The sequence below is a fragment of the Neobacillus niacini genome, assembly GCF_046591715.1.
GTDB lineage: Bacteria > Bacillota > Bacilli > Bacillales > Cytobacillaceae > Neobacillus > Neobacillus niacini_L.
This window is the reverse complement of sequence record NZ_JAWVNQ010000006.1, coordinates 137,063-158,896: the sequence shown is the minus strand read 5'-3', so window position 1 is coordinate 158,896 and position 21,834 is coordinate 137,063. Positions and strand designations below refer to the sequence as shown.

At 39.4% G+C, this 21,834-nt stretch carries 18 protein-coding genes, 1 pseudogene and 1 riboswitch; of the genes and pseudogenes, 3 read left to right on the top strand and 16 right to left on the bottom strand.

Translation table 11 applies throughout. From position 1 onward, the window contains the following. The first annotated feature begins 220 nt into the window (after nt 1-220). A complete protein-coding gene (locus SFC47_RS16700; RefSeq protein ID WP_411255436.1) occupies nt 221-1,978 on the top strand; it encodes an alpha-glycosidase in 1,758 nt (585 codons plus the stop codon). A 501-nt stretch (nt 1,979-2,479) separates the two neighbouring features. Here SFC47_RS16700 and SFC47_RS16695 read toward each other — a convergent pair. From SFC47_RS16695 to SFC47_RS16655, 9 genes are all read right to left on the bottom strand, one after another. Further along, nucleotides 2,480-4,129 (bottom strand): glycoside hydrolase family 13 protein, encoded by a 1,650-nt coding sequence (locus tag SFC47_RS16695; RefSeq protein ID WP_411255492.1) that lies wholly within the window; start codon nt 4,127-4,129, stop codon nt 2,480-2,482. Nucleotides 4,130-4,383: 254 nt separating this feature from the next. Next, nucleotides 4,384-5,211, bottom strand: coding sequence for a glycerophosphodiester phosphodiesterase (locus SFC47_RS16690; protein ID WP_411255435.1), 828 nt, complete (start codon nt 5,209-5,211; stop codon nt 4,384-4,386). 207 nt (nt 5,212-5,418) lie between these two features. After that, nucleotides 5,419-5,811, bottom strand: coding sequence for a globin domain-containing protein (locus SFC47_RS16685; protein WP_411255434.1), 393 nt, complete (start codon nt 5,809-5,811; stop codon nt 5,419-5,421). A gap of 92 nt (nt 5,812-5,903) precedes the next feature. Next, nucleotides 5,904-6,293 (bottom strand): VOC family protein, encoded by a 390-nt coding sequence (locus SFC47_RS16680; protein ID WP_411255433.1) that lies wholly within the window; start codon nt 6,291-6,293, stop codon nt 5,904-5,906. 81 nt (nt 6,294-6,374) lie between these two features. Beyond that, nucleotides 6,375-6,923, bottom strand: coding sequence for an ECF transporter S component (locus SFC47_RS16675; protein WP_411255432.1), 549 nt, complete (start codon nt 6,921-6,923; stop codon nt 6,375-6,377). 26 nt (nt 6,924-6,949) lie between these two features. Continuing rightward, complete coding sequence (locus SFC47_RS16670) at nt 6,950-7,792, bottom strand: energy-coupling factor transporter transmembrane component T family protein (protein ID WP_411255431.1); 843 nt, start codon at nt 7,790-7,792, stop codon at nt 6,950-6,952. After that, entirely contained in the window at nt 7,785-8,669 is an 885-nt protein-coding gene (locus SFC47_RS16665; RefSeq protein WP_411255430.1) for an energy-coupling factor transporter ATPase, read from the bottom strand. The genes SFC47_RS16670 and SFC47_RS16665 overlap by 8 nt, the downstream gene beginning before the upstream one ends. Next, a complete protein-coding gene (locus SFC47_RS16660) occupies nt 8,670-9,530 on the bottom strand; it encodes an energy-coupling factor transporter ATPase (protein WP_411255429.1) in 861 nt (286 codons plus the stop codon). A 182-nt stretch (nt 9,531-9,712) separates the two neighbouring features. Further along, complete coding sequence (locus SFC47_RS16655; RefSeq protein WP_411255428.1) at nt 9,713-10,207, bottom strand: hypothetical protein; 495 nt, start codon at nt 10,205-10,207, stop codon at nt 9,713-9,715. Nucleotides 10,208-10,341: 134 nt separating this feature from the next. Beyond that, nucleotides 10,342-10,386: riboswitch (PreQ1 riboswitch) on the top strand. A gap of 8 nt (nt 10,387-10,394) precedes the next feature. Between SFC47_RS16655 and SFC47_RS16650 the strand changes: the two genes are divergently transcribed. Next, complete coding sequence (locus SFC47_RS16650) at nt 10,395-10,880, top strand: QueT transporter family protein (protein ID WP_411255427.1); 486 nt, start codon at nt 10,395-10,397, stop codon at nt 10,878-10,880. Between the two features lie 62 nt (nt 10,881-10,942). Here SFC47_RS16650 and larC read toward each other — a convergent pair. The 6 genes and pseudogenes from larC to SFC47_RS16620 all read right to left on the bottom strand — a co-directional run bounded on the left by larC (nt 10,943) and on the right by SFC47_RS16620 (nt 18,152). Next, nucleotides 10,943-12,487: pseudogene (gene larC, locus SFC47_RS16645) on the bottom strand (nickel pincer cofactor biosynthesis protein LarC). A gap of 25 nt (nt 12,488-12,512) precedes the next feature. Next, nucleotides 12,513-13,280, bottom strand: coding sequence for a nickel pincer cofactor biosynthesis protein LarB (gene larB / locus SFC47_RS16640; RefSeq protein ID WP_411255426.1), 768 nt, complete (start codon nt 13,278-13,280; stop codon nt 12,513-12,515). Nucleotides 13,281-13,599: 319 nt separating this feature from the next. Then, nucleotides 13,600-15,072 carry a gluconokinase gene (locus tag SFC47_RS16635; protein ID WP_411255425.1) on the bottom strand — a complete coding sequence of 491 codons (1,473 nt, stop codon included), beginning with the start codon at nt 15,070-15,072 and terminating at the stop codon, nt 13,600-13,602. 128 nt (nt 15,073-15,200) lie between these two features. Then, nucleotides 15,201-16,010: an ATP-dependent sacrificial sulfur transferase LarE gene (larE, locus tag SFC47_RS16630; RefSeq protein WP_411255424.1), complete on the bottom strand. Its 810-nt coding sequence runs from the start codon at nt 16,008-16,010 to the stop codon at nt 15,201-15,203. Nucleotides 16,011-16,092: 82 nt separating this feature from the next. Beyond that, complete coding sequence (locus SFC47_RS16625; protein WP_411255423.1) at nt 16,093-16,863, bottom strand: SDR family oxidoreductase; 771 nt, start codon at nt 16,861-16,863, stop codon at nt 16,093-16,095. 20 nt (nt 16,864-16,883) lie between these two features. Next, nucleotides 16,884-18,152: a nickel pincer cofactor-dependent isomerase, group 22 gene (locus tag SFC47_RS16620; protein WP_411255422.1), complete on the bottom strand. Its 1,269-nt coding sequence runs from the start codon at nt 18,150-18,152 to the stop codon at nt 16,884-16,886. A 148-nt stretch (nt 18,153-18,300) separates the two neighbouring features. Between SFC47_RS16620 and SFC47_RS16615 the strand changes: the two genes are divergently transcribed. Next, nucleotides 18,301-19,620: an ROK family transcriptional regulator gene (locus tag SFC47_RS16615; protein ID WP_411255421.1), complete on the top strand. Its 1,320-nt coding sequence runs from the start codon at nt 18,301-18,303 to the stop codon at nt 19,618-19,620. Between the two features lie 405 nt (nt 19,621-20,025). On the opposite strand, the gene SFC47_RS16610 is transcribed toward SFC47_RS16615, so the two are convergent. Further along, the gene (locus SFC47_RS16610; RefSeq protein ID WP_411255420.1) at nt 20,026-21,483 is read right to left on the bottom strand and encodes an MFS transporter; all 1,458 of its coding nucleotides are present in this window, start codon (nt 21,481-21,483) and stop codon (nt 20,026-20,028) included. Nucleotides 21,484-21,834: the final 351 nt, after the last annotated feature.

Sequence of the window (21,834 nt, the reverse complement as noted above, 5' to 3'; positions counted from 1 at the left end):
CAAACAACAGTCAGCGCTTTCATTTGCGAAAACGTTTGCGCAACATACTCTAATTATATGCCCATTTTTTTATTTTACAACTACTTTTTTATAAACTTGTTCAAAAATTTTAGACCTCCAATAATCCCCCATGATGTAACTTCTTATTTTTTATGCTATTGACAAGCTTTTACGGGTACAATAACCTTTAAATTAAAGAAACTAGAAGGAGCTGGCGCAAATGTTTAAGGAAGCGATATATCACCGACCTAAAGATAATTATGCATACGTTTGCACAAACAATGAACTACACATCACCATCCGCACCAAAAAAAATGACCTTAGAAAGGTCACTCTTGTTCATGGAGATCCCTATGATTGGAAGGAAAACAGCTGGCAAACGACAACCACTCCTATGGAAAAAAGTGGATCAGACCAGTTATTTGATTATTGGTTTGCAAGCGTAACCCCTCCGTTCAGACGTCTCCGCTATGGATTTATTTTGGATGACGGTACAGAAACACTTTGTTTTACAGAGAAGGGTTATTATTCAGAGCCGCCATTAGATGATACTGCTTACTATTTCTGTTTTCCTTATATAAACAATGCAGATATCTTTAAGGCACCTTCCTGGGTAAAGGATACTGTCTGGTATCAGATTTTCCCTGAAAGATTTGCAAACGGGAATAAGAAATATGATCCTAAAGGTGTGCTGGCTTGGGGAAGTGAAGAACCCTCACCTACGAATTTTTTCGGAGGCGATCTAGAAGGGGTTATTCAAAATATTCCTTACTTAAAAGAACTAGGCATTACAGGGATATACTTTACTCCTATCTTCAAAGCTTATTCCAATCATAAATACGATACGATTGACTATATGGAGATTGACCCACAGTTTGGAACAAAGGAAACCTTTAAGGAACTAGTGAAGGTATGTCACCAAAATGGAATTAAAATTATGCTGGATGCGGTTTTCAACCATAGCGGGTTTTACTTCCCTCCTTTTCAAGACGTCTTGGAAAAAGGAGAGGATTCCGTATATAAGGATTGGTTTCATATCCATGAATTTCCGGTTACGACAGAACCAAAAGCGAACTATGATACGTTTGCCTTTACCCCCTTTATGCCTAAGCTGAATACTGAGAATCCAGAGGTAAAGGAATATTTGTTAGAAGTTGGACGTTATTGGGTGAGAGAGTTTGATATTGACGGCTGGAGACTTGATGTCGCAAATGAAGTGGACCACGCCTTTTGGCGAGAGTTCCGAAAAGAGGTAAAGGCTATTAAACCGGAGCTCTATATACTGGGAGAAATTTGGCATGACTCGATTCCATGGCTCCGAGGAGACCAATTCGATGCAGTCATGAATTATCCTTTTACAACGAATATTCTTAAGCTGTTCGCAAAACAAAGCATTACCACAAAAGAATTTGCTGAGAGTATGACCGGTGTGAATCATATGTACACAAGAAATATTAACGAAGTGGCGTTTAATCTAGTCGGCAGTCATGATACTCCTAGAATCTTGACAGAATGCGGGGAGAATCTAGCCAGGGTGAAGCAAGTGTTTACTTTGATGTTAACCTATATCGGAACTCCTTGTATTTATTATGGCGATGAAGTAGGAATGAGCGGCCCTCAGGACCCTGGCTGCCGGAAATGTATGGAATGGGATAAAGAGAAGCAGAATGTTGATTTATTTAACCATATTAAAAAACTGCTCCAGCTTAGAAAGGCGTATCCTTTACTCAGGAATGCCGGCGTCCTATCCTTTATTGACCCTGAACAGTATGATAATTGTCTGGCTTATACGAAATCTAATGATGATAAGACAATTTTAGTTATTCTTAATACGAGTGAGAAGCCTGTGGAATATCCACTTCCAGATCAGGTGCGAGGAAAAATAGTTAAAAACCTTTGGGAAGATGAGATAGTTGATCTGCTAAATGGTACTATTCAGCTTAAGGGTAATGGATTTGTAATTTTGGAGTATAAGTAAGGAAATGAGAGCCGGTTATCTTATTAACAGGGACGATTCGGGCTCTCACTGGAGTGATGAGTGACCGCGGACCTTTAAATAGTGCTGGCGCGGGCTCTCATTTGACCGATGAGTGACCGTGGACCTTCAAAAATAGCGGACGCGGGCTCTCATTGGAGCGATGAGTGACCGTGGACCTTCAAAAATAGCGGACGCGGGCTCTCATTTAACTGATGAGTGACCGCGGACCTTCAAAAATAGCGGACGCGGGCTCTCATCAGACCGATAAGTGAACGTGAACCTTCAAAAATTGCAGAAGCAGGCTCTCATCAGACCGATGAGTGACCGTGAATCCTCAAAAATTGCAGACGCGGGCTCTCACCAGACGGATAAGTGACCGTAAACCTTCAAAAATAGTGGAAGCGGGCTCTCAAATAAGTAATTGCAGTGGTATCGGTAAAGTTTTATTGACTATGTCGTTTTTCAACAGAAAAGGGCTGCATGAATGCAGCCCTTTTACTTTTATACTTTTAGTACAACCGTTTCATAAGGTCGTAAACTACTCTTAGTATCAGGTTCATAATTGGATATAACTAGTTGGTAATCCTGCATTTTCCTAAGCAGCTCATCATCACCAATGGCAACTTCACCAGAACTGAAATTACACAGTACAAGAAGCTGTTCATCCTTCCAATTGCGCTCATAAGCAAATATTTCGCAACTATCTTCTAACAGAAGCTTAAAATCCCCTTCAACGATAATATCCATTTCTTTACGAAGCGCAATTAATTTTTGATAGAAATAAAAAATCGATTGCGGATCCTCTAAAGCTGCCTTGACATTGATTTCATCGTATCTTGGATTTACCTTTATCCAAGGAGTGCCGGTTGTAAAGCCGCCATTCACACTTGGATCCCACTGCATCGGTGTTCGGGCATTATCCCTGCCTTTTACATAAATAGACTTCATGATTTCCTCATGGCTATAGCCTAAAGCGATTCTCTCTTTATACATATTCATCGTCTCTATATCACGATAATCTTCAAGGGCATCAAATTTCACGTTCGTCATTCCAATTTCTTCACCTTGATAAATATAGGGCGTTCCCTGCATGAAATGAAGACAGGCCGCGAGCATTTTCGCCGATTCCACTCGGTAGTTTTGATCATCCCCGAACCGTGATACAATCCGCGGCTGATCATGGTTGTTCCAATACAAGCTATTCCAGCCTTTATTATGCAAAGCAGTTTGCCACTTCGCCAGGTTTTCTTTTAAATCTGGCAAATGAAGAGGCTTTAAATTCCATTTTCCTCCTGGTGCACTATCTAAATCCATGTGCTCAAAAGTGAAAATCATGTTTACTTCTTTTCGGTCCGGATCGGTATAAGAAATCGCATCATCTGGTGAAGCCCCAGGCATTTCACCAACAGTCATCGCCGGATAGCGGGATAAAACTTCTTGATTCATTTCATGCAAAAATTCATGAATCCTTGGCCCATTCATAAAGTATGGACTGCCATCCCCAAATGCTTGTCCCTCGCCTTTTGCACCATCCGGTAAATCTGGATGTTTGGAAATAAAATTAATTACATCCATTCGAAAACCATCGATTCCTTTGTCGAGCCAAAATCTCATCATTTGATAGACTTCTTCTCTAAGCTTAGGGTTTTCCCAATTTAAATCTGGCTGTTTCTTTGAAAATAAATGAAGATAATATTCTTTTGTATTTTCATCATACTCCCATGCAGACCCGCTAAAAACGGAGCCCCAATTATTCGGTTTTTCACGCCAAATATAATAGTCTCGATAGGGATTGTCCTTCGATTTTTTTGATTCTTCAAACCATTGGTGTTCATCCGACGTATGGTTAACCACCAAATCCATAATGAGCTTCATATCTCTTTTATGTATTTCACGAAGAAGCTGGTCAAATTCATCCATCGTTCCAAACTCTTTCATGATTGCTTGATAGTTTCGGATATCATACCCATTATCATCATTAGGTGAATCGTAAACAGGGCTCAGCCAAATCACATCTACACCTAATAGCTTCAAGTAATCGAGTTTTTGGACAATCCCCTTTAGATCACCGATTCCATCTCCATTTGAATCCATAAAACTCCGAGGATAAATTTGATACACGACACTCTTCTTCCACCATTGCTCATTCATTTCCATTCTTTGATCCTCCCGCCAAACTAATAAAAAATACTATAACATAAAAAAGCTCCTTACCCCAATTGGCGGCTTAGGAGTTATCTCTCGATAATATTTGACTACACCTTACCAGCTTTTACAGCAATTAAACATATATGATTTAATCAAAACAATTACTATTTTACTTTTTTCATTAAGGAGAGAGGAAACGACTTAAAATACTAGAAAAAGAGGGAGTAAAGCCTTCCCTCTTTTCGTAATAGTTTGTCCTATTTTCTAGGATCTACATAATCAGGATAATCCGTAATAATTCCATCTACGTCCATTTCTAAAAGGAAATCCGCTGCCTCTTGGCTTCGAACTGTCCAAGATTGAATTTTCATTCCAAGTGAGTGGACTTGATCAACCAATTCTTTAGTTACGATTCCGTAGCTTGGGTTAAAGTAATCGGCATACGTTGCAAATTCCTTCAAAGCGTGTTCCGTTGTGTGGGCTCTATTGGATGTAAGGACACCAATTGGCACCTTTGGAAGCAGGCTGTTTGTAATTTTCATAGATTCAAAATTAAACGACTGAATAATAATTTTTTCATTCTGTGGTTTATCGAGGTTTCGCTCTTTTAGTTCCTCGGCAACTTGTGCTTCAATTCCAGGATAAAGCTCAGGTGCCTTTAATTCTATTAAAATACCAACTTTTCCATGATAACGGTCAAGAATTTCATCGAAGGTAGGAATTTGTTCCCCTTTGAATTCTTCCCCTTTCCAGCTGCCAGCATCGAGACTTCTAAGTTGTTCGAAGGTTAAATCCTTCACATTGCCTGTCCCATCGGTTGTTCTGTCAACAGTTGTATCATGAATAATGACCAATTCCCCATCCTTACTTCTTTGGACATCAATTTCAATGTAATCAGCTTTCATATCCACACCTTTATCAAAAGCGGCAATCGTATTCTCCGGTGCATATCCTGTTGCACCCCGATGTGCTACGTTATCCACTTTTCGTAATTCCCCAATTGTTTCGGCTGCAAAAGCCTGTTGAAAAGGACTAAATAATAAACTAAAAGTCAGGCCGGCTCCAATCACCATTGCTTTTTTCATTTTCTCCATCTCCCTTTTTATATGTTTTCTCTTACACCTATCATTGTATGGGGAAAATGTTTAGCAAATATGGAGCTGCCATTTAGACTAGGTAAATGTCATGTAAATTAACATAGTGAAATATTCACATTTAAATTTACAAAAGTTTCGTTCTTTTTATTATTGTAAAAAAAGGATGCCCAGTTTTTAGGACACCCTTTTGCTGCTTTACTCTCTATCTGGACTATTTACCATAATCCCCGCAACTTGAGTTAACCGATCGTAAAAAGCAAGTCCTGCTGGTTTATCGTAGAGACCAATTTCCTGAAAGGCTTCTTTCATACAACGAAGCCAGCACTGTGCTCTTCTTGGTGTTACTTCAAAAGGTAGATGACGCTGCTGCATCGCAGGCGGACCGAACTCCTGACTATAAAGTGCGGGACCACCTAAGAATTGCGGAAGGAACATTCTTTGCTTCCTCATAATTTCTTCCATGTCCCCTTCAAACAACGGCCGTAATTCAGGGTCTGCATATACCCGTGGATAAAAGGCTTCAACCAATTTATCAATCGTTTCCTGTCCGCCAATTTCACTATAAAGTGTTTTAAAACTATATTCCATCTTATATACACCCCTTTTACTTTCCTTGTATTATAAAGATAAAAGCGATGGTTTTTCGTGATGTAAATCACACTACCAGAAATTCTCTTACCTCACACACTTGGGGCAACTAGTTCTACTTTGATACGATCCGGGTCCTCAAAGAACACAGCATAATAATCCTTTCCACCTGCATAAGGATGCTTGTCTTTGTATAAAATTTGTATCCCCTTCTCTAGTAAAATCTGTGTCATTTCATCAATATGTTTCCTTGAATTCCCATGAAAGGCAAGATGATTAAGCCCCACTCTTGAGCGATGGTAAGGAATATCCAAGTATCTTTCTTCAGCTTGCACAAATACAAGATAGGTTTCTTGGTGATTCCAGCTTACCCCGGAATCCCACTTTTGATAGAGTTCATATCCTAATTCAGGCAGCAGCCAGCCCCAAAATTCTATACTTTTTTGAAGGTTTGACACATATATCTCTACATGATGTAACATATTATTCCTCTTTTCACGATATTTAATTGAGAACCCCATTGGTCTAAGTCCAATGGGGTTCTATTTTTACAAAGTAATTTATTAAACTTCTGATATCTTCGACTTCTTTCCTTTACCAATTTGTTTCCATGCTAATACAACTGCTAATGTCACAATCGTCCCAACGACTGCTTCTGGAATGCCGCTCGTTAAAGCAACTGTCCAAGCTACCTCAGCACCCATGTAACCTCTAACTACGGCCATGGTTAATACAAGAACAGTATTAGTCAAGGTTCCTAGAAATGCCGCAGTTCCAATAGCTAGATATTCACTCTTTCTACGGATTCCCACATACACTAACCATGCAACGACACCAATAAATAGGCGTGGAAGAATGGCTACTAATGGATCTTTGAACAGAGGAACGGTCGCATTTAGGAAAGAAGAAACACCAAAGATCACCCCAACGATTGCTCCTACAACCGGTCCCTGCATGATTCCGCCAATAATCGCTGGAATATGCATAATGGTTGCATTTCCAGCTGCAGTAGGTACCGGAATATACCCTAATCGAGTTACACCTAAAAGAATGGCCACTGCACCAAGTACCCCAGCAATCACAATATTTCGTACCGTTAATGTACCTTTCATTCTATGTCTCCCCCTTTTATTTTTTTCTAATATGGAAAGTGATAAAAAAGTAATAGTCCAGATAACAATAGCCCAACAATTAATACCAAGTAATCTCGTCCGATTGCCTTGTAAACGGAATAGGAACTCCGATCATTCCCAGGTGTATAGCAGCGAGATTCCATCGCTAGCACCAAATCCTCTGCCCTTGAAAGTGCGATATTAAATAAAGGGATAATAATGGGCAGCATATCTTTGGTTCTCTGAATAATTCTCCACCATTCCCCTGATCCGAAATCTGCCCCTCTTGAGGCTTGCGCTTTCATCATCTTCTCCATTTCAATCGCAAAGGTTGGTACAAAGCGAATGGCTATGGTAATAATTAATGAAATTTCATGGACAGGAAATTTTATTTTTTTCAAAGGACTTAATAGACTTTGAATCGCATGGGTTAATTCAGTAGTGGAGGTAGAAAGTGTAAGAACACTGCTTAATAAGATAATCTCCACAAAACGTACAGCCGAAACGATTACAAGACGTATACTCTCACTGGTAATCAAGATAAATCCATACTCAAAATATACAGTTCCTCCGGAAAATACATTACCTTGGAAGATCAGCTGCAGCACAGCTAATATAATGATAAAGGGAATAGCAGGTTTAATACCTGACAACCCATAACTTACAGGGATTTTTGAAGCCCAGAATAAATAAATAGATAATATGAGACCAAGAGCATTCCCAAGATAACTCGTATTAAGGGCAATGGCTAATACCAGTACGGTAAACACTAACAGCTTTATTCTCGGGTCCAGCCTATGAATAAATGAACCCGTGGGTACGTATTGACCAATCGTAATATTTCTTGATAGATCGAATTCACTAGCCATGATTCTTACTCCCCCCATCAGCAAGAACCTTTATGATTTCTTCCGCTGCTTCTGAAATGGTAAAAGCAGAAGTATTTACTTGGAATCCAAGATCTTTCAGCCGGTATAAAGCTTGTACCGTTTCGGGTGTCCCAATTTCATACCGCTGCAGATTTTCCTGACCAGTAAAAATATCCTCCGGCGAACCAGACAGAACATCACTGCCATTTGCCATTACATAAATTCTATCCGCTAAATAAGCAACTTCCTCCATATTGTGCGAAACAAAAATTACCGTTAAGTTTTCCAATTTATTCAGTGATTTTATTTTATCCAATAACTCATTGCGGGACCTTGGGTCAAGCCCTGCTGTTGGTTCATCCAGAACCAGTATCTTCGGCTTTAATGCCAGTATACCAGCGAGTGCAACTTTGCGCTTCTGTCCGCCGCTTAAGGCAAAGGTCTGCCGGTCCTTCATTTCCTCAAAATCTAATCCGACCATTTCCATCGCCCATTTAACCCGCTCCCTCACCTCTTTTATAGGCAAACCAAGCTTAAAGGGCCCATAGGCTATGTCATCGCCAATCAGTTTTTCGAAAATTTGGTCCTCAGGATTTTGAAAAACAAGTCCAACCTTTCTCCTTAAGGCCTTAATATCGATTCGTTTCTTCGATAAATCGACTCCATCTATGATGACTTTTCCCGAATCCGGACGAATCAGGCCATTGAAATGCTGGATAAGAGTCGACTTTCCAGATCCGGTGTGACCAATAATGGCAATACATTCCCCCTCATTGACCACCATGCTTGTCCCCTTTAAAGCCTTATGCTCCATTGGGGTTCCTTTCATATATGTATGAGTTAAGTTTTCTATTTCGATGATCGGCCTCTCGGGCATTTAGACCACCTCCCCGCTCCTTGCTTTTGAAACTCTCTTCACTTCATTAATCAATTCATCTTCGTGAATTAATTCTTTTGAAAAAACAGGAATCTTCCTATGAATCATTTCTGCCATCTGACTAACAGCTGGAATATCTAATTGCAGCTCCATTAGAACCTCTTTATGTTTAAAAACTTCACGCGGCATTCCATCCATCACAATTTTCCCGTCTTCCACTACAATAATACGGTCCGCTTCAGCCGCTTCCGACATCCGGTGGGTAACAGTGATAATCGTCATCCCCAGCTCATTCATCTCTCTCATTACCTGAAGAACTTCATTTCTGCCAAAAGTATCGAGCATACTCGTGGACTCGTCGAATACAATACAATTTGGCCGCATCGCAAGCACCCCTGCAATTGCCACCCTTTGCTTTTGCCCTCCGGATAAGTGGTGCGGGGGTCTTTTCCGAAACTCCGACATCTTCACAACCTCCAGAGCCTCATCAATTCTTTGCTTCATTTCCTGCCTCGGGACACCTATGTTCTCTAAACCAAACGCTACATCTTCTTCGACAATGGTAGCAACGATTTGATTATCAGGATGCTGAAAGACCATTCCAACACTCTTACGGATGTCCAGCTTTTTACTAGTGTCCTTCGTATTATGGCCGGAAACCCAAACATCCCCTGAACCCGGAGTCAAAAGCCCATTAAGATGCTTGGATAGAGTTGATTTCCCCGAACCATTGTGTCCGATAATCGCAACATACTCACCAGGAAAAATAGAAAAAGAAACATCTTTAAGAACATCAACAGAAGTATTCTCATTAATTTTGTATGAAAATGATACATTTTTTAAAGCAATAATGGGTTCCATCAAACCCCCCCTTACATCTATTTTATTAATATTCTGAATATTATTCAACCATAGTAATGGATTCACAAGAAATATAATAGCATGAAGTTCTAAATGGGGGTATCCCAAAGCATGGATTAATCTATTTATTTAACACAACTAGGCCAGATCACAAATACAGAGTCTGGCCATTGCAAAATTTATTAGGATAATATTCTTTTGATTAATGATTTGGTTTTTTCCGGGCTCACCTTCTTATCGATCAGCCATTGAAATCCATACATAATAGCAGCATTAGCTGTAAATAAAATTAATGCTTGGTACTCCTTCAAACGAATAAGCGAAGCAATTCCCACTCTATGGAGCCAGTTAACGAATATATAGATATGAAAAAAGTCCACTCCAAGATTAATCAACGTATAACGAAGAAATTTTCCAAATGTAAATTTCAAAATCCATATGGACCCCACAAAAAATGGTCCAATAATAAATGGGATTTCCCCCAATACATTAGGGAATAGGCGCGTGTGAACCCTCCACCATCCTTTTTTATTCGCGTAAACAGACTGAAGACCAAATAAAAGACCAATAAATGCTGCAGTAAGGGAGAATCGTTTCATGGCTTTTTTCCCGATGAAAGGAACTGTCAACCAAGGCAGCAGCATAATAACTAATATGTACTTTCTTTTATTATTCATATCATAATTTCCTTTTTTTACTATTAGGATGTACAAAAGGGGAAATATTATCCATTAGGTATATATAAAATTTCCCTTACTGAAAATATATATTGACTAGTAGATTCAAGTATATTAATATATTAATTTGTCAGTAAAACGTGGTTCGAGAACCTCCCACGTAAAAAAACTAAGGAGAGAACTGAATATGAAAATAAAAACACTAGTTGTCAACGCGATTCTGGCAGCTTTATACATTGCTGTTTCCGGTTTAATCGCACCGTTTGGTTTCACAAATATCCAATTCCGTGTTTCCGAAATGTTTAATCATCTTATTGTATTCAATAAGAAGTATTTATTTGGAATTATCGTTGGAGTATTTTTAGCAAACCTTTTCTTTTCACCGATGGTTGCCTATGACCTCGTTTTTGGTGTCGGTCAATCATTAATTGCCTTAACCATTACAATTATATCTGCACGTTTCATAAAAGGAATCTGGGCTCGTATGATTGTAAATACCGTTGTCTTCACCTTCACGATGTTCATAATTGCTTGGGAATTAAACCTTGCATTTGAACTGCCATTCTTATTTACTTGGTTAACAGTGGCAATTGGAGAATTCGTTGTGATGGCAGTAGGTATGCCGATTATTTATTTTATTAACAAACGTGTAAATTTCGAAGCAAGAGTATAGATAAATAGAAAGAAGCGATGCTGTTTGGCAGTAAACCATTTTGCATCGCTTCTTTTTTATCTTTATACTGTATCGGTCTTCTTCCAAACCTGCTCATAAACCTTTTTTAAAGGAATACCATGAAGCTGTGCCAGGCTCTTACATTCCTCATATTCCGGTGACCGCTGCACGACTTCGCCATTTAGAATTCCTTCTTTTACGGTTACAGTTCCCCACTCGGTTTCTACCTTTTTAAATACTCTCTCTAACCGGTGAACGGTTAACGGGTAATATCGAAGACCTAGAGTTGTTGTTTCCTTAAAAAGGATTTCCTTCATTTTGTTTACACAGTCTAGTGAACAGAGGAGTTGAAGCAAAATTCCTGGTCTGTTTTTCTTCATATAAATCGGGGTATAAAATACATCATTTGCCCCCGCTTCGAATAGCAGATCCATTACATAGCCAAGCCATTCTCCAGGAATATTGTCTAAGTTAACTTCCATTTTAATCATTTGATGATCGAGGTGTTCATGATTAGGAGGGTGAGAATTCACTTGGCATCCTCCTTCCTTCTATTCGCCAATGATGACTCGAACGACATTAGGTCGGTCTTTAAACGTTTTTGTCCCGGCACCATAACCGATTGAGCTGACCTTCATGGAAGGAATCGAGCTAAACTCCTCAGCAAGGACCGCGATAATTGCTGCACCTGTTGGTGTGGTAAGTTCAAATCTTACCTCTGAGTGTTCAATCGGAATCCCTTTTAAAATCTCTAATGTTGCAGGTGCAGGTACTGGATAGATTCCATGGTCGATATGAATTCTCCCTGTTCCCACCGGAATTGGGGATGATTTAATATGGGAGATTCCTAATTGATCGATTAAGATAGCAGCCCCGATAATATCGATAATTGAATCAACTGCACCCACTTCATGGAAATGAACATTATCTAAAGTCACACCGTGAATATGCCCTTCCGCTTCACCAATCTTTTTAAAGATCTTCAAGGCAGTATCTTTCACTTGTTGAGAAAAGTCAGCCTCTTCAATTAACCTGACAATATCTTTATAGGAGCGGTGGTCATGGTGGTGATGACTATGGCTATGGGAATGTCCATGCTCATGTGTATGGCTATGCGTATGGCCGTGCTCATGATCGTGGTCATGGCTATGTGCGTGGCCGTGCTCATGATCGTGGTCATGGCTATGTGTGTGGCCATGCTCATGATCGTGGTCATGGCTATGTGCGTGGCCGTGCTCATGATCGTGGTCATGGCTATGCGTGTGTACATGCTCATGATCATGGTCATGGCTATGCGCGTGTACATGCTCATGATCGTGGTCATGGCTATGCGTGTGTACATGCTCATGATCGTGGTAATGACTATCCATGTGTACATGCTCATGATCGTGGTCATGGCTATGCGTGTGTACATGCTCATGATCGTGGTCATGGCTATGGTCATGAGCATGATTTTTTAGCTCCACATCAAACTTTGTACTTGTAATCCCATTCTTAATGACCTTTTTCCATTTCAATTCGTATTCATCTTGGATATTTAACTTTTTTAATTCTTCTACTAATTTGACCGGGTCAGCACCTGCATCGATGAGAGCTCCAATCACCATATCCCCGCTGACTCCTGAAAAACAATCAAAATAAAGTGTCTTCATTTCTTTCCCCTTTTTGTGCAAGTTGATGAATTAATACGGCGTTATACCCTCCGCCAAAGCCATTATCAATATTGACTACACTAATTCCAGAAGCGCATGAATTCAGCATCGTCAACAAAGCCGATAACCCATTAAAGTTAGCACCATAGCCGACACTCGTCGGGACAGCAATCACAGGATGAGAAACCAGTCCGCCCACCACACTCGGCAGTGCGCCTTCCATCCCAGCTACCACTACAGACACAGTCGCCTTTTGAATTTCTTCTGCATGACTAAGCAAACGATGAATCCCAGCTACGCCAACATCGTAAATACGATGGACATTACTTCCTAGTATTTCAGCTGTAACAGCAGCTTCTTCTGCTACCCTTAAATCGGAGGTTCCTGCAGCAACGACTGCTATGTATCCATGAGTGTTATCTTTCGTTTTTTGCTCCTTCCAAAACAGGATCTGAGCGATTTCATTATATGTAAATTCAGGACAAGCCTGTTTGACAATTGATGCTTTTTCATCCGAAATCCTCGTTACCATCACCTGATTATTCCTTGCTCTTAGTGCTTGAATAATAGAAATAATCTGTTCAGCGGTTTTTCCTTCGCCGTAGACTACTTCCGGGAATCCCTGTCGTTTCTTCCGATGATGGTCAACCTTTGCAAAACCCAAATTCTCAAATGTCGCTAATTGATCTTTTGCTTCAGCAATACTGAGGGTACCTTTTTGAACTTGTTCTAAAATCTCTTCAAGCATTCGATTCCCCCCCCTTAGTTATTCATAGTGTTCAAAAAATGGGCAACATGAGGACCATTTTTACTTTTTCCACCACTGCTTTGGGCTTCATGAACCCCTCATGAGGATCATAATTACTTTTCCGCCACTGCTTTGGGCTTCATGAACCCCTCATGAGGATCATTATTACTTTTCCGCCACTTTTTTGGGCTTCATGAATCCTTCATGAGGACCATTTTTACTTTTTCACCACTATTTCGGGCTTCATGAACCCCTTTTGAGTACCATTTTTACTTTTCCGCCACTATTTTGGGCTTCATGAAACCCTTAATAGCCTCTATTAAAAATACTTCACCATATCCTTAGCAAGCTTTTCATAGTTTTCATAGATCGCTTTATATCGGATACTGTTCTCCTTATTCGGGACAACACCGCTGCCCATAGGAATATTCTTTTTGATTTCCTCAAACGATTCCACTTTACCGATACCGACTAAAGCGGTCCAGGCTGCACCCCATGCGGCACTGTGGTGGCTTTCGGAAACATAAATTTCTGCTTCAAAGATGTCAGCCATCATTTGCAGCCATAGCGGCGACCTGGCTAATCCGCCGTTAACAAAGATTTTTTTCGGCTCGCCTGCTAATCTTTCGAGCGCTTTTCCAATTTGATAGAGGTTAAAAGTGATCCCTTCTAAAACAGCACGAATAAAATGTTCCTTCTTATGCGTGATGGAAACGCCATAGAAATTACCTTTTGCCTGCTGATTCCAGATTGGCGCTCTCTCCCCATTTAAGTAAGGCAGGAACAGAATACCCTCTGCACCAGGAGCAACTTTTTCTGCATCCCCTAAGAATTCGGCAAAATCCCTCTGGTCATTTAAAAGATCCTTTAACCATTGTAAGACAATGCCGCCATTATTGGTGGGCCCGCCGACAATCGATGAATCTGCAGTAAAGGAGTAACAAAATGTTTCTTGGTTCTCATCAATTTTTACGCCTTGATTAATCTGCCTGATAGCACCGCTTGTGCCAACAGAAACGGCCACTTCTCCAGGTAGTATGGCACCAATACCTATGTTTGCCAGCTGACCATCTGCTGCACCCATTACAAATGGCATTTCTGGATTAATACCCATTTCATCAGCAATTTCACTGTTGAGTCCTGCTAACACTTTTGTTGGAGGAACGATTTCAGAAAGCTGTTCCTTCCGAATACCTGTTAACTCAAGCAGTTCCACTTCCCATTCAAGAGTCTGCGGATTGAATAGGCCTGTTGCTGACGCCATTGAATAATCGATTACACGTTCATTGAACCAGACTTGAATTAAATACTCTTTAATGGACATAAAGAAAGCCGCTTCATGGTAAGGCTGATAGTTTGTTTCCTTCATCCACAGTAATTTTAAAAACGGAGTCATCGGATGGATTGGTGTTCCTGTTTTGGCATAAACAGTGCTGCCAATCGTTTTCTTTATAGCCTCTGCCTGCTCTATACTTCTGCCATCTGCCCAGATAATCGCAGGAGACAAAGGTTTTCCGTCTTCAGAAACACAAAGGAGGGAGTGCATAGCAGCTGAAAATCCTAAAGAGATTACTTCATCCTTTTTGACTCCTGCTTTTTCAATCGCTTCCCGAATGGCAAGGACAGCTGACCGTTCAATTTCAACTGGATCCTGTTCAGACCAGCCTTGATGAGGATATTGAAAGGAGTTCATTTTTTCAACTGCTGCAGCTAATTTTCCGTTTAAATGAAATACACAAGCTTTGACACTAGTGGTTCCGATATCAAGCCCTATTACATACTCTCTTGGCATACTCATCTTCCTTTTCAAATAACAATATGTATGTTGTCAATTATAATTGTCTATTATTGCTATTTCTATTACGTTAATAGAAAAGGCTTTGGATTATTCCCAAAGCCTCCATTAAAATTCTTACCTTTCTAACCTAAATTAGATAGAACCTTATTCATACTGCCGCTTTTATATCCAAGTAAATCTAAGGTGATATATTTATAGCCGTAGTCTTGGAGTTCTTTGACGATGGAATCGTGGTGTTCGAGGACGACCTTCATGTCATCCGGCTCTACTTCGATTCTCGCAATTTCTTGATGGGTTCTCACCCGCACTTGACGAATTTTTAAGCTCTTTAGGAATGCTTCAGCTTTTTCAACCTTGGTCAGTTTTTCTTTTGTGATGTACTCACCGTAAGCAATCCTTGAAGATAGACAGGCAAATGATGGTTTATCCCAGGTTGGCAAATCAAACTGCTGTGAAAGCTCCCTAATTTCCTGTTTGAATAGGTTTGCCTCTAAGAGAGGTCCGCGTATTCCCTTTTCTTTAGCTGCCTGCATGCCTGGTCGATGTTCGTTCATGTCATCTGCAATTACCCCATAAATAACATTATTAAAGCCCTTTTCTTCCATTACCGGAATCAAATGATCAAATAAGCTGCTTTTACAAAAATAGCATCGATTCTTATTATTCTCTGCATAGCCGGGAATCGCTAATTCAGAGGTTTCAATCACTTGGTGTTTGACTCCCATTTTTCCAGCTAAATCTCTTGCCTCTAGAAGCTCACTGGAGGGATAGGTTTCCGAATCGGCTGTTACAGCAAGAACCTGATCTCTGCCTAATGTCTCTATCGCTGCTTTTAATAAAAATGTACTATCTACACCGCCTGAGAATGCTACTACGACTGATTCCATTTCTCGGAGAATCGACTGTAATTTCTTATATTTCTCTGTTAACATGGTCTACTCTCCTTTCCCCCAAACATTTTTAAAAGCCGCCCACTATACAAGATATTGAGAGCCTTAAGGCTATATGTGTAAATTAAATCGTCATGGCTCCAAAGCCGCCGTCTACTCGAATTAGAGCTCCTGTTACGAAGCTGGAAGCTTGATCTGATGCAAGAAAAACAGTCGCACCTTGAAGTTCTTCCGCCTCCCCAAAGCGTTGCATAGGGGTATGACCCATGATGGATTCAATTCTACCCTTGTCCAAAATTTTTCTATTTTGCTCTGCTGGGAAGAATCCCGGAATAATGGCATTAACACGAATCCCGTTTGTAGCAAATTCACGAGCTAAGAATTGAGTAACACTGTTAAGTCCTGCTTTTGAAACGGAATACGTAAATACTCTTGATAAAGGAGTAGTAGAAGAAACAGATGAAATATTGATAATGCTTCCCTTTCTCTCCTGTTCAATCATTCGTTTCGCAAAGATTTGGCAGGTCATGACAATCCCTTTTAGGTTAATATCCATAATTTTATCATACTCGTCCATATCTAACTCAAAAAACGGTGTTGGGCTGTTTGTGCCTGGTGCATTCAATAGAATATCCCAGCCGCCGGACCATTGTTCAATTTCATTTGCTACTTGAATCAAGGAATCCTTTGAACTTACATCTGCTTGGAATGCCTTTGCTTCTCCGCCGTTTTCAGTTATTTCTTTCACAACGGCTTCCGCTGTTTCCAAATTACGGCCAACAATCGCTACTTTCGCACCGTGATCAGCCAGTCCTTTTGCCATTGCTGAACCTAATACTCCGTTACCTCCGATAGCCACCGCTGTTTTCCCTGTTAAATCAAATAAGTTGTTCATATTTCAACTCTCCCCTAGTTTTAAAATAAGTTTCCATTTTCGTCAAACGGCAATTCATATAGCTCTGAAATCAATTCCATATTTGGATGCTGCTTCACATATTCTACTAACGCTTCAGACACTTCAATTTCACTTAACTCTAAAGTATTTTTTATGCGCACCATTTTAACTTTAGTAAAATCTAAAATATTACTTGTTTTTACTGCTGCTTGAATCGCTTCCCGATCATTGGGCAAAGTAGTAGCAATCTTCGTTGGAGCCACAACCGTTGAAGTTAAACCATTAGCATAGGTAACATCAAGGTCCATTCTGTCAACTAAACGCTGGGTGGTAAAATCTGCGGTACCCACACCATTGGCATTCCCTTCTGTTTGGGGGGTTAATCCAAGCACAACCATTTTGTTAACATCAGGTCCGCCGTGTGCATATGGAGTAGGATATCGACCGGTAATATTCGGGTCCATACCATCACCTGAGATGTTCTTACCAATTTGATTAATCACCAGGACTTCTAATTGTTCAAAGAAAAGCTTCGGTAATAATTCCTTCGCCTTCGCCTGCAGGTCTTTCTCTCTCGCAATGATATCTTCAGTAGAAAGGACATCTACTATGGCAATTTTATCAAATGCGTTCTCAATGGTTGCCACTCCAAAAAGAAATGGCTTTTTCTCCATGATCATTTTAGCCATAGCCGGCACGTTTTCTGCCATATACTTGAAGCCCAGCTGGTGACAGGCCTCAGCCCCTCTTTGCTTACCTAACCCAATACTGATCATTTTCATAATTCCGCTTTCAACCGGACCCCTAAAGGCTGTATGAGGTTTTATACGGTTGATGACAACGATGCCATCAGCTTCTGAAGCATATTTATCTACATAAACAGGTAATCCGTTCGGCAGCTCTCCAATTTTAATTACTTCCATCGAAGAACGAATTTCACAACCCGCACTTTCTTCTGTTACTCCAAGATGCGCCAGGACTTCCTTCTGACCTTCCGCGGTTGCACCGCCATGACTTCCCATACTCGGAACAATAAATGGTTTTGCTCCGAGTTCTTTTAAGAATTTAACTGTCACCGCCGTTAATTCAACAAGACGGTCAAGGCCGCGGCTGCCGACTGCGACCGCAATTTCCATTCCCGGTTTAATTTTAGACTTTATGTAATCTTGCTCTAGCTTTTCCATTAATACTGGCTCTAAGTTTTCAATTTTTTGATTATCAAACTTCACCGAAACCTTTGCCATTTTTGGTACTGGAATATCTCTCAATAAGTCCTGAAGTATACCCATAAATAGTCTCACTCCTTTTCATAAACTAAGTGTTCCACAAGGAATTATATTCCATGTATGGGAGGAAGTACAATTCTTCATGCAAGCCCCATTGTAATCCCTTTCAAATCTCCATATAAAAAAAATTATTCTATTTAAATAATTTAATTTGTTTACCAAACAAACTAATTACCTGTATAATATCATTAAGCAAAATAAAAATCAATCAATTTGCAGTACAGTTTTTCCTGCTTTCGATTATTTTTATAAAGAGAAAAATGACAAGGAAGTGCATGATATGGTCACCGGAGATGCATCATTTATCAAAAAGATAAATCGATCATTAATCATCAGTAAAATCATTGAACATGGTATGATCTCTCGAGCGGACTTAGCAAAGATTACAGGTCTTAATAAAGCAACCATTTCGGTGCAGGCCGCAGAATTATTAGCAGAAGAATTAATTGTAGAAACGCAGGCCGAGCATAAGAACCTAGGCAGAAGACCAATTATGCTTTCGATTAACAAACAGGCAGGATTCGCGTTAGGGATTGATCTGGATAAGGATAATATTACCTTTACCTTATCAGATATAAACGGTACTCCTCTCGACACCCAGACAATCGTGATGGAAACCTCTGATTATCAATTGATTGTGAAATTATTAAGAGAGCAGATTACTAACTATAAAGAGAAATGCTCACATGCACGATACGGCTTAATTGGAGTGGTTATCGGAATACATGGAATCGTTAATAATGATGAAACCATCTATTTTGTACCTTACCATCAATGGCATCATAAAGATCTAAAAATGGACCTCGAAAATGAAACCGGTATCAAAATTTTTGTGGAAAATAACGCAAACCTATGTTCATTCGCTGAGATTGTTTACAAACATTATCAAAGTGAAAACTTATTGTCACTAAGTTTGTATTCAGGAATTGGACTTGGAATTATGGTAAACGGTAAATTACTTAAAGGCTGCGATGGCTATGCAGGAGAGATTGGCCATATGATTATCGTTCCAGACGGTCTTCCTTGCACATGCGGAAATCTAGGCTGCTGGGAACAATACGCTTCGGAATCTAGTTTTATAAAAAAACTGTCTGAAAGTCATAATCAAAGAGATGTATCTTCTGAAGATATTCATCATTGGCTTCAAGCGAAAGATCCAATCACCAGTAAACAAATGGAAGAATATATAAAGCTTTTAACAATTGGGCTGAATAACATTATCAACCTATATAATCCTGAAATATTAGTGATTAATAGTGAGCTGCTGCAATTGTATCCCGATGCCTTAACTGAAATAAAAAAGCATCTATCTTCTACCGTTGGACATTATCGTAAGCTCTTAATATCTGACTTTGGAAAAGAGGCTTGCATTTTAGGCGCCTGTGCCCTTGCCATTAAGAACTTTCTTGATGTTTCTGAACTAAGTTTAGAATTTGATATAGCCAAACGTTTTGCTGAAAGCTTAAGCTAAATAACTGGTAAGCTCTGTATATCAGGGCTTTTTCTTTGGAAAAACTAGACGGGCCCTGAAAAGGCTAGAAAAACGGCGAAAAAGTAAGAAAAATAGGGATGACGCACGTTTCACTGACATTGTTTTCGTTTTCATCTTCAATGTTGCCGTTTTCAGCAAGATTGTTAAAAATAACCTAATCCCCCATAATAAAGGTATTAAATCACTAGGGGGAAATGAAAATGAAAAAATTATGGCAAGCAATTGTTGAAACAGTAGAATGGATTAACTACCTTCCACAAAATGATCAAAAACAAAGAGAAACCAATTCACAAAAATAAACAGTGAATTGGTTTTTTTATACAAAAAACCCCGGCATTCACCAGGGTTCTAAATTCTTTTATTAAGCTGCAAACCGCTATCAAGTTAGGCAACTTTATTTTTTGATTTCTTCGCATTAATACTTTCTTGTATTTCTGCCATTTTCTTATCATCAAGTTCATAGCGAGACATCGTTAGACCAGAAATGATCAAGGCAACAGCTGGAATAGCAAATGCCAAAATAATCGTTACAAGTTTTAATTCTGGTGTTAATGTATCCGTTACGGTTGGGAATGCATCTTTAAACCCGATTAACGCTACGGCAAAACCAACAATCGCTGGTGCTAGAGATGTGATTAATTTATCAATGAAAGAGAACAATGTTCCGATCATACCTGGTACATATCTTCCTGATTTATCTGTCTCATAGTCAGATACATCCGCAATCATTGGATTAACAAGTGTTGATGGAACGCCGCCAAAGCCCAAAGCCATTGTGTATAAAACAAGGAACAAAATGGTTGTGAAACCAAGGTTTGACATTGAGATGCTTGATGCATCCATTAGAGTAAACATGGCAATTAATGAAACGAAAGCACCTAATGCAATCCAAGTTGAGAAAAGGAATGCTTTTTTCATACCTGTTTTTCTTGCTTTTGCCACTGCCCAGAATGTAATCAATAAGGTTGGAACAATGGTAATCATCGATACAGTACCACTCAACGCATAATCGCCGATTAAGATCCCGAATATCATAACCATTACTACGGAATGGCGCAAAAGTGAGAATGCTAATTTGTCAACGGTTACAGCAAAAATTAGTTTTTGTAACGCTTTATTACCTTTTAGAAGCGGCCAGAAGTCGCGGAATTTCGTTTTAACTGTATCTTCTGCCAATCCAAAATACTCTTTTTTGTCTTTGCTGGAAATTCCAATTACAGCTAATACGGTAAAGACACCTGCAAGAATAATTGCTAGAGTGTTTAGTTCAGTAAATAGGCCCATATTAAAGTCGCCATGTTTTTTAATTAAATATGATGCTACATAAACTTGTCCGCCAGTGAAAAGTAGTGTGTTGTATATCCCATCAAATATTGCGAATAAAGGACGCTGTTTAGGATCATTTGTTAAAACTGTTTGTGCTGCCTTTGTAACTGATGTTTGACATGTATATCCAATAATATGAATGGCATAGATTAAGATAAAGAATAATAGTCTGAATGATTCCGGTATTAAGTGTGTAACATTATATAATACTAGGATAGTAGCCGCTAAGATGATATTTCCAATTACCATGTACGGTCGGAACTTTCCGAACTTGCCTTCAGTTTTATCTACCATGAAACCAATAATTGGGTCAGTAACTCCATCCCAAATTCTCATACTCATTAAGATGGTACTTACTACGACTACAGCAATACCTGCAATTCCAGCTGCATAGTAGGAAACAAAAGCTAAAATAAACATGTACAGATTCGTTGCAGTGTTGTTTAAAGCAAAGAAACCTATTTCCCAAAGTTTTGCTTTATTGTATTGCTGCTGATTATTAACTGCTGATGTCATGCGCAGTTCCTCCCCCAAGCGGTTTAACCGCTTTCATTAATATTAATAGTTAATTAAGTCCTTTGTGGAAATATTACCCTTTAATTTGTTTAATGAACTAACTAATTTCTACTCTTTCATAATAAATGAATCCGCTTTCATATGCAATGCTTTTTAGAATTTATTTTTCTGGTGGATTTAGGAAGTCGAAATCATCCTAGAATGGATATTTCCCTTCAGATAGAAAGCCTTCAGCAAATAAAAAATTATAAGTTCCAAATACCAACATCAGAGCACACAACATTAATAGAATCACTTATTCTTAACCCTTTTTCACTCGCCACTCCCCTCAATGAAATCCCTTTCATTTCA

Bases quoted from the DNA above. Each gene is read 5' to 3' on its own strand.
- SFC47_RS16650 (WP_411255427.1), top strand. From the start codon at position 10,395: ATGAAAATAAAAACACTAGTTGTCAACGCGATTCTGGCAGCTTTATAC.
- SFC47_RS16660 (WP_411255429.1), bottom strand. From the start codon at position 9,530: ATGGAACCCATTATTGCTTTAAAAAATGTATCATTTTCATACAAAATT.
- SFC47_RS16695 (WP_411255492.1), bottom strand. From the start codon at position 4,129: ATGAATGAGCAATGGTGGAAGAAGAGTGTCGTGTATCAAATTTATCCT.
- SFC47_RS16635 (WP_411255425.1), bottom strand. From the start codon at position 15,072: ATGCCAAGAGAGTATGTAATAGGGCTTGATATCGGAACCACTAGTGTC.
- larE (WP_411255424.1), bottom strand. From the start codon at position 16,010: ATGTTAACAGAGAAATATAAGAAATTACAGTCGATTCTCCGAGAAATG.
- larB (WP_411255426.1), bottom strand. From the start codon at position 13,280: ATGCTTGAAGAGATTTTAGAACAAGTTCAAAAAGGTACCCTCAGTATT.
- SFC47_RS16685 (WP_411255434.1), bottom strand. From the start codon at position 5,811: ATGGAATATAGTTTTAAAACACTTTATAGTGAAATTGGCGGACAGGAA.
- SFC47_RS16665 (WP_411255430.1), bottom strand. From the start codon at position 8,669: ATGCCCGAGAGGCCGATCATCGAAATAGAAAACTTAACTCATACATAT.
- SFC47_RS16610 (WP_411255420.1), bottom strand. From the start codon at position 21,483: ATGACATCAGCAGTTAATAATCAGCAGCAATACAATAAAGCAAAACTT.
- SFC47_RS16670 (WP_411255431.1), bottom strand. From the start codon at position 7,792: ATGGCTAGTGAATTCGATCTATCAAGAAATATTACGATTGGTCAATAC.
- SFC47_RS16675 (WP_411255432.1), bottom strand. From the start codon at position 6,923: ATGAAAGGTACATTAACGGTACGAAATATTGTGATTGCTGGGGTACTT.
- SFC47_RS16625 (WP_411255423.1), bottom strand. From the start codon at position 16,863: ATGAACAACTTATTTGATTTAACAGGGAAAACAGCGGTGGCTATCGGA.
- SFC47_RS16655 (WP_411255428.1), bottom strand. From the start codon at position 10,207: ATGAATAATAAAAGAAAGTACATATTAGTTATTATGCTGCTGCCTTGG.
- SFC47_RS16690 (WP_411255435.1), bottom strand. From the start codon at position 5,211: ATGAAAAAAGCAATGGTGATTGGAGCCGGCCTGACTTTTAGTTTATTA.
- SFC47_RS16620 (WP_411255422.1), bottom strand. From the start codon at position 18,152: ATGGGTATACTTCAGGACTTATTGAGAGATATTCCAGTACCAAAAATG.
- SFC47_RS16680 (WP_411255433.1), bottom strand. From the start codon at position 6,293: ATGTTACATCATGTAGAGATATATGTGTCAAACCTTCAAAAAAGTATA.
- SFC47_RS16700 (WP_411255436.1), top strand. From the start codon at position 221: ATGTTTAAGGAAGCGATATATCACCGACCTAAAGATAATTATGCATAC.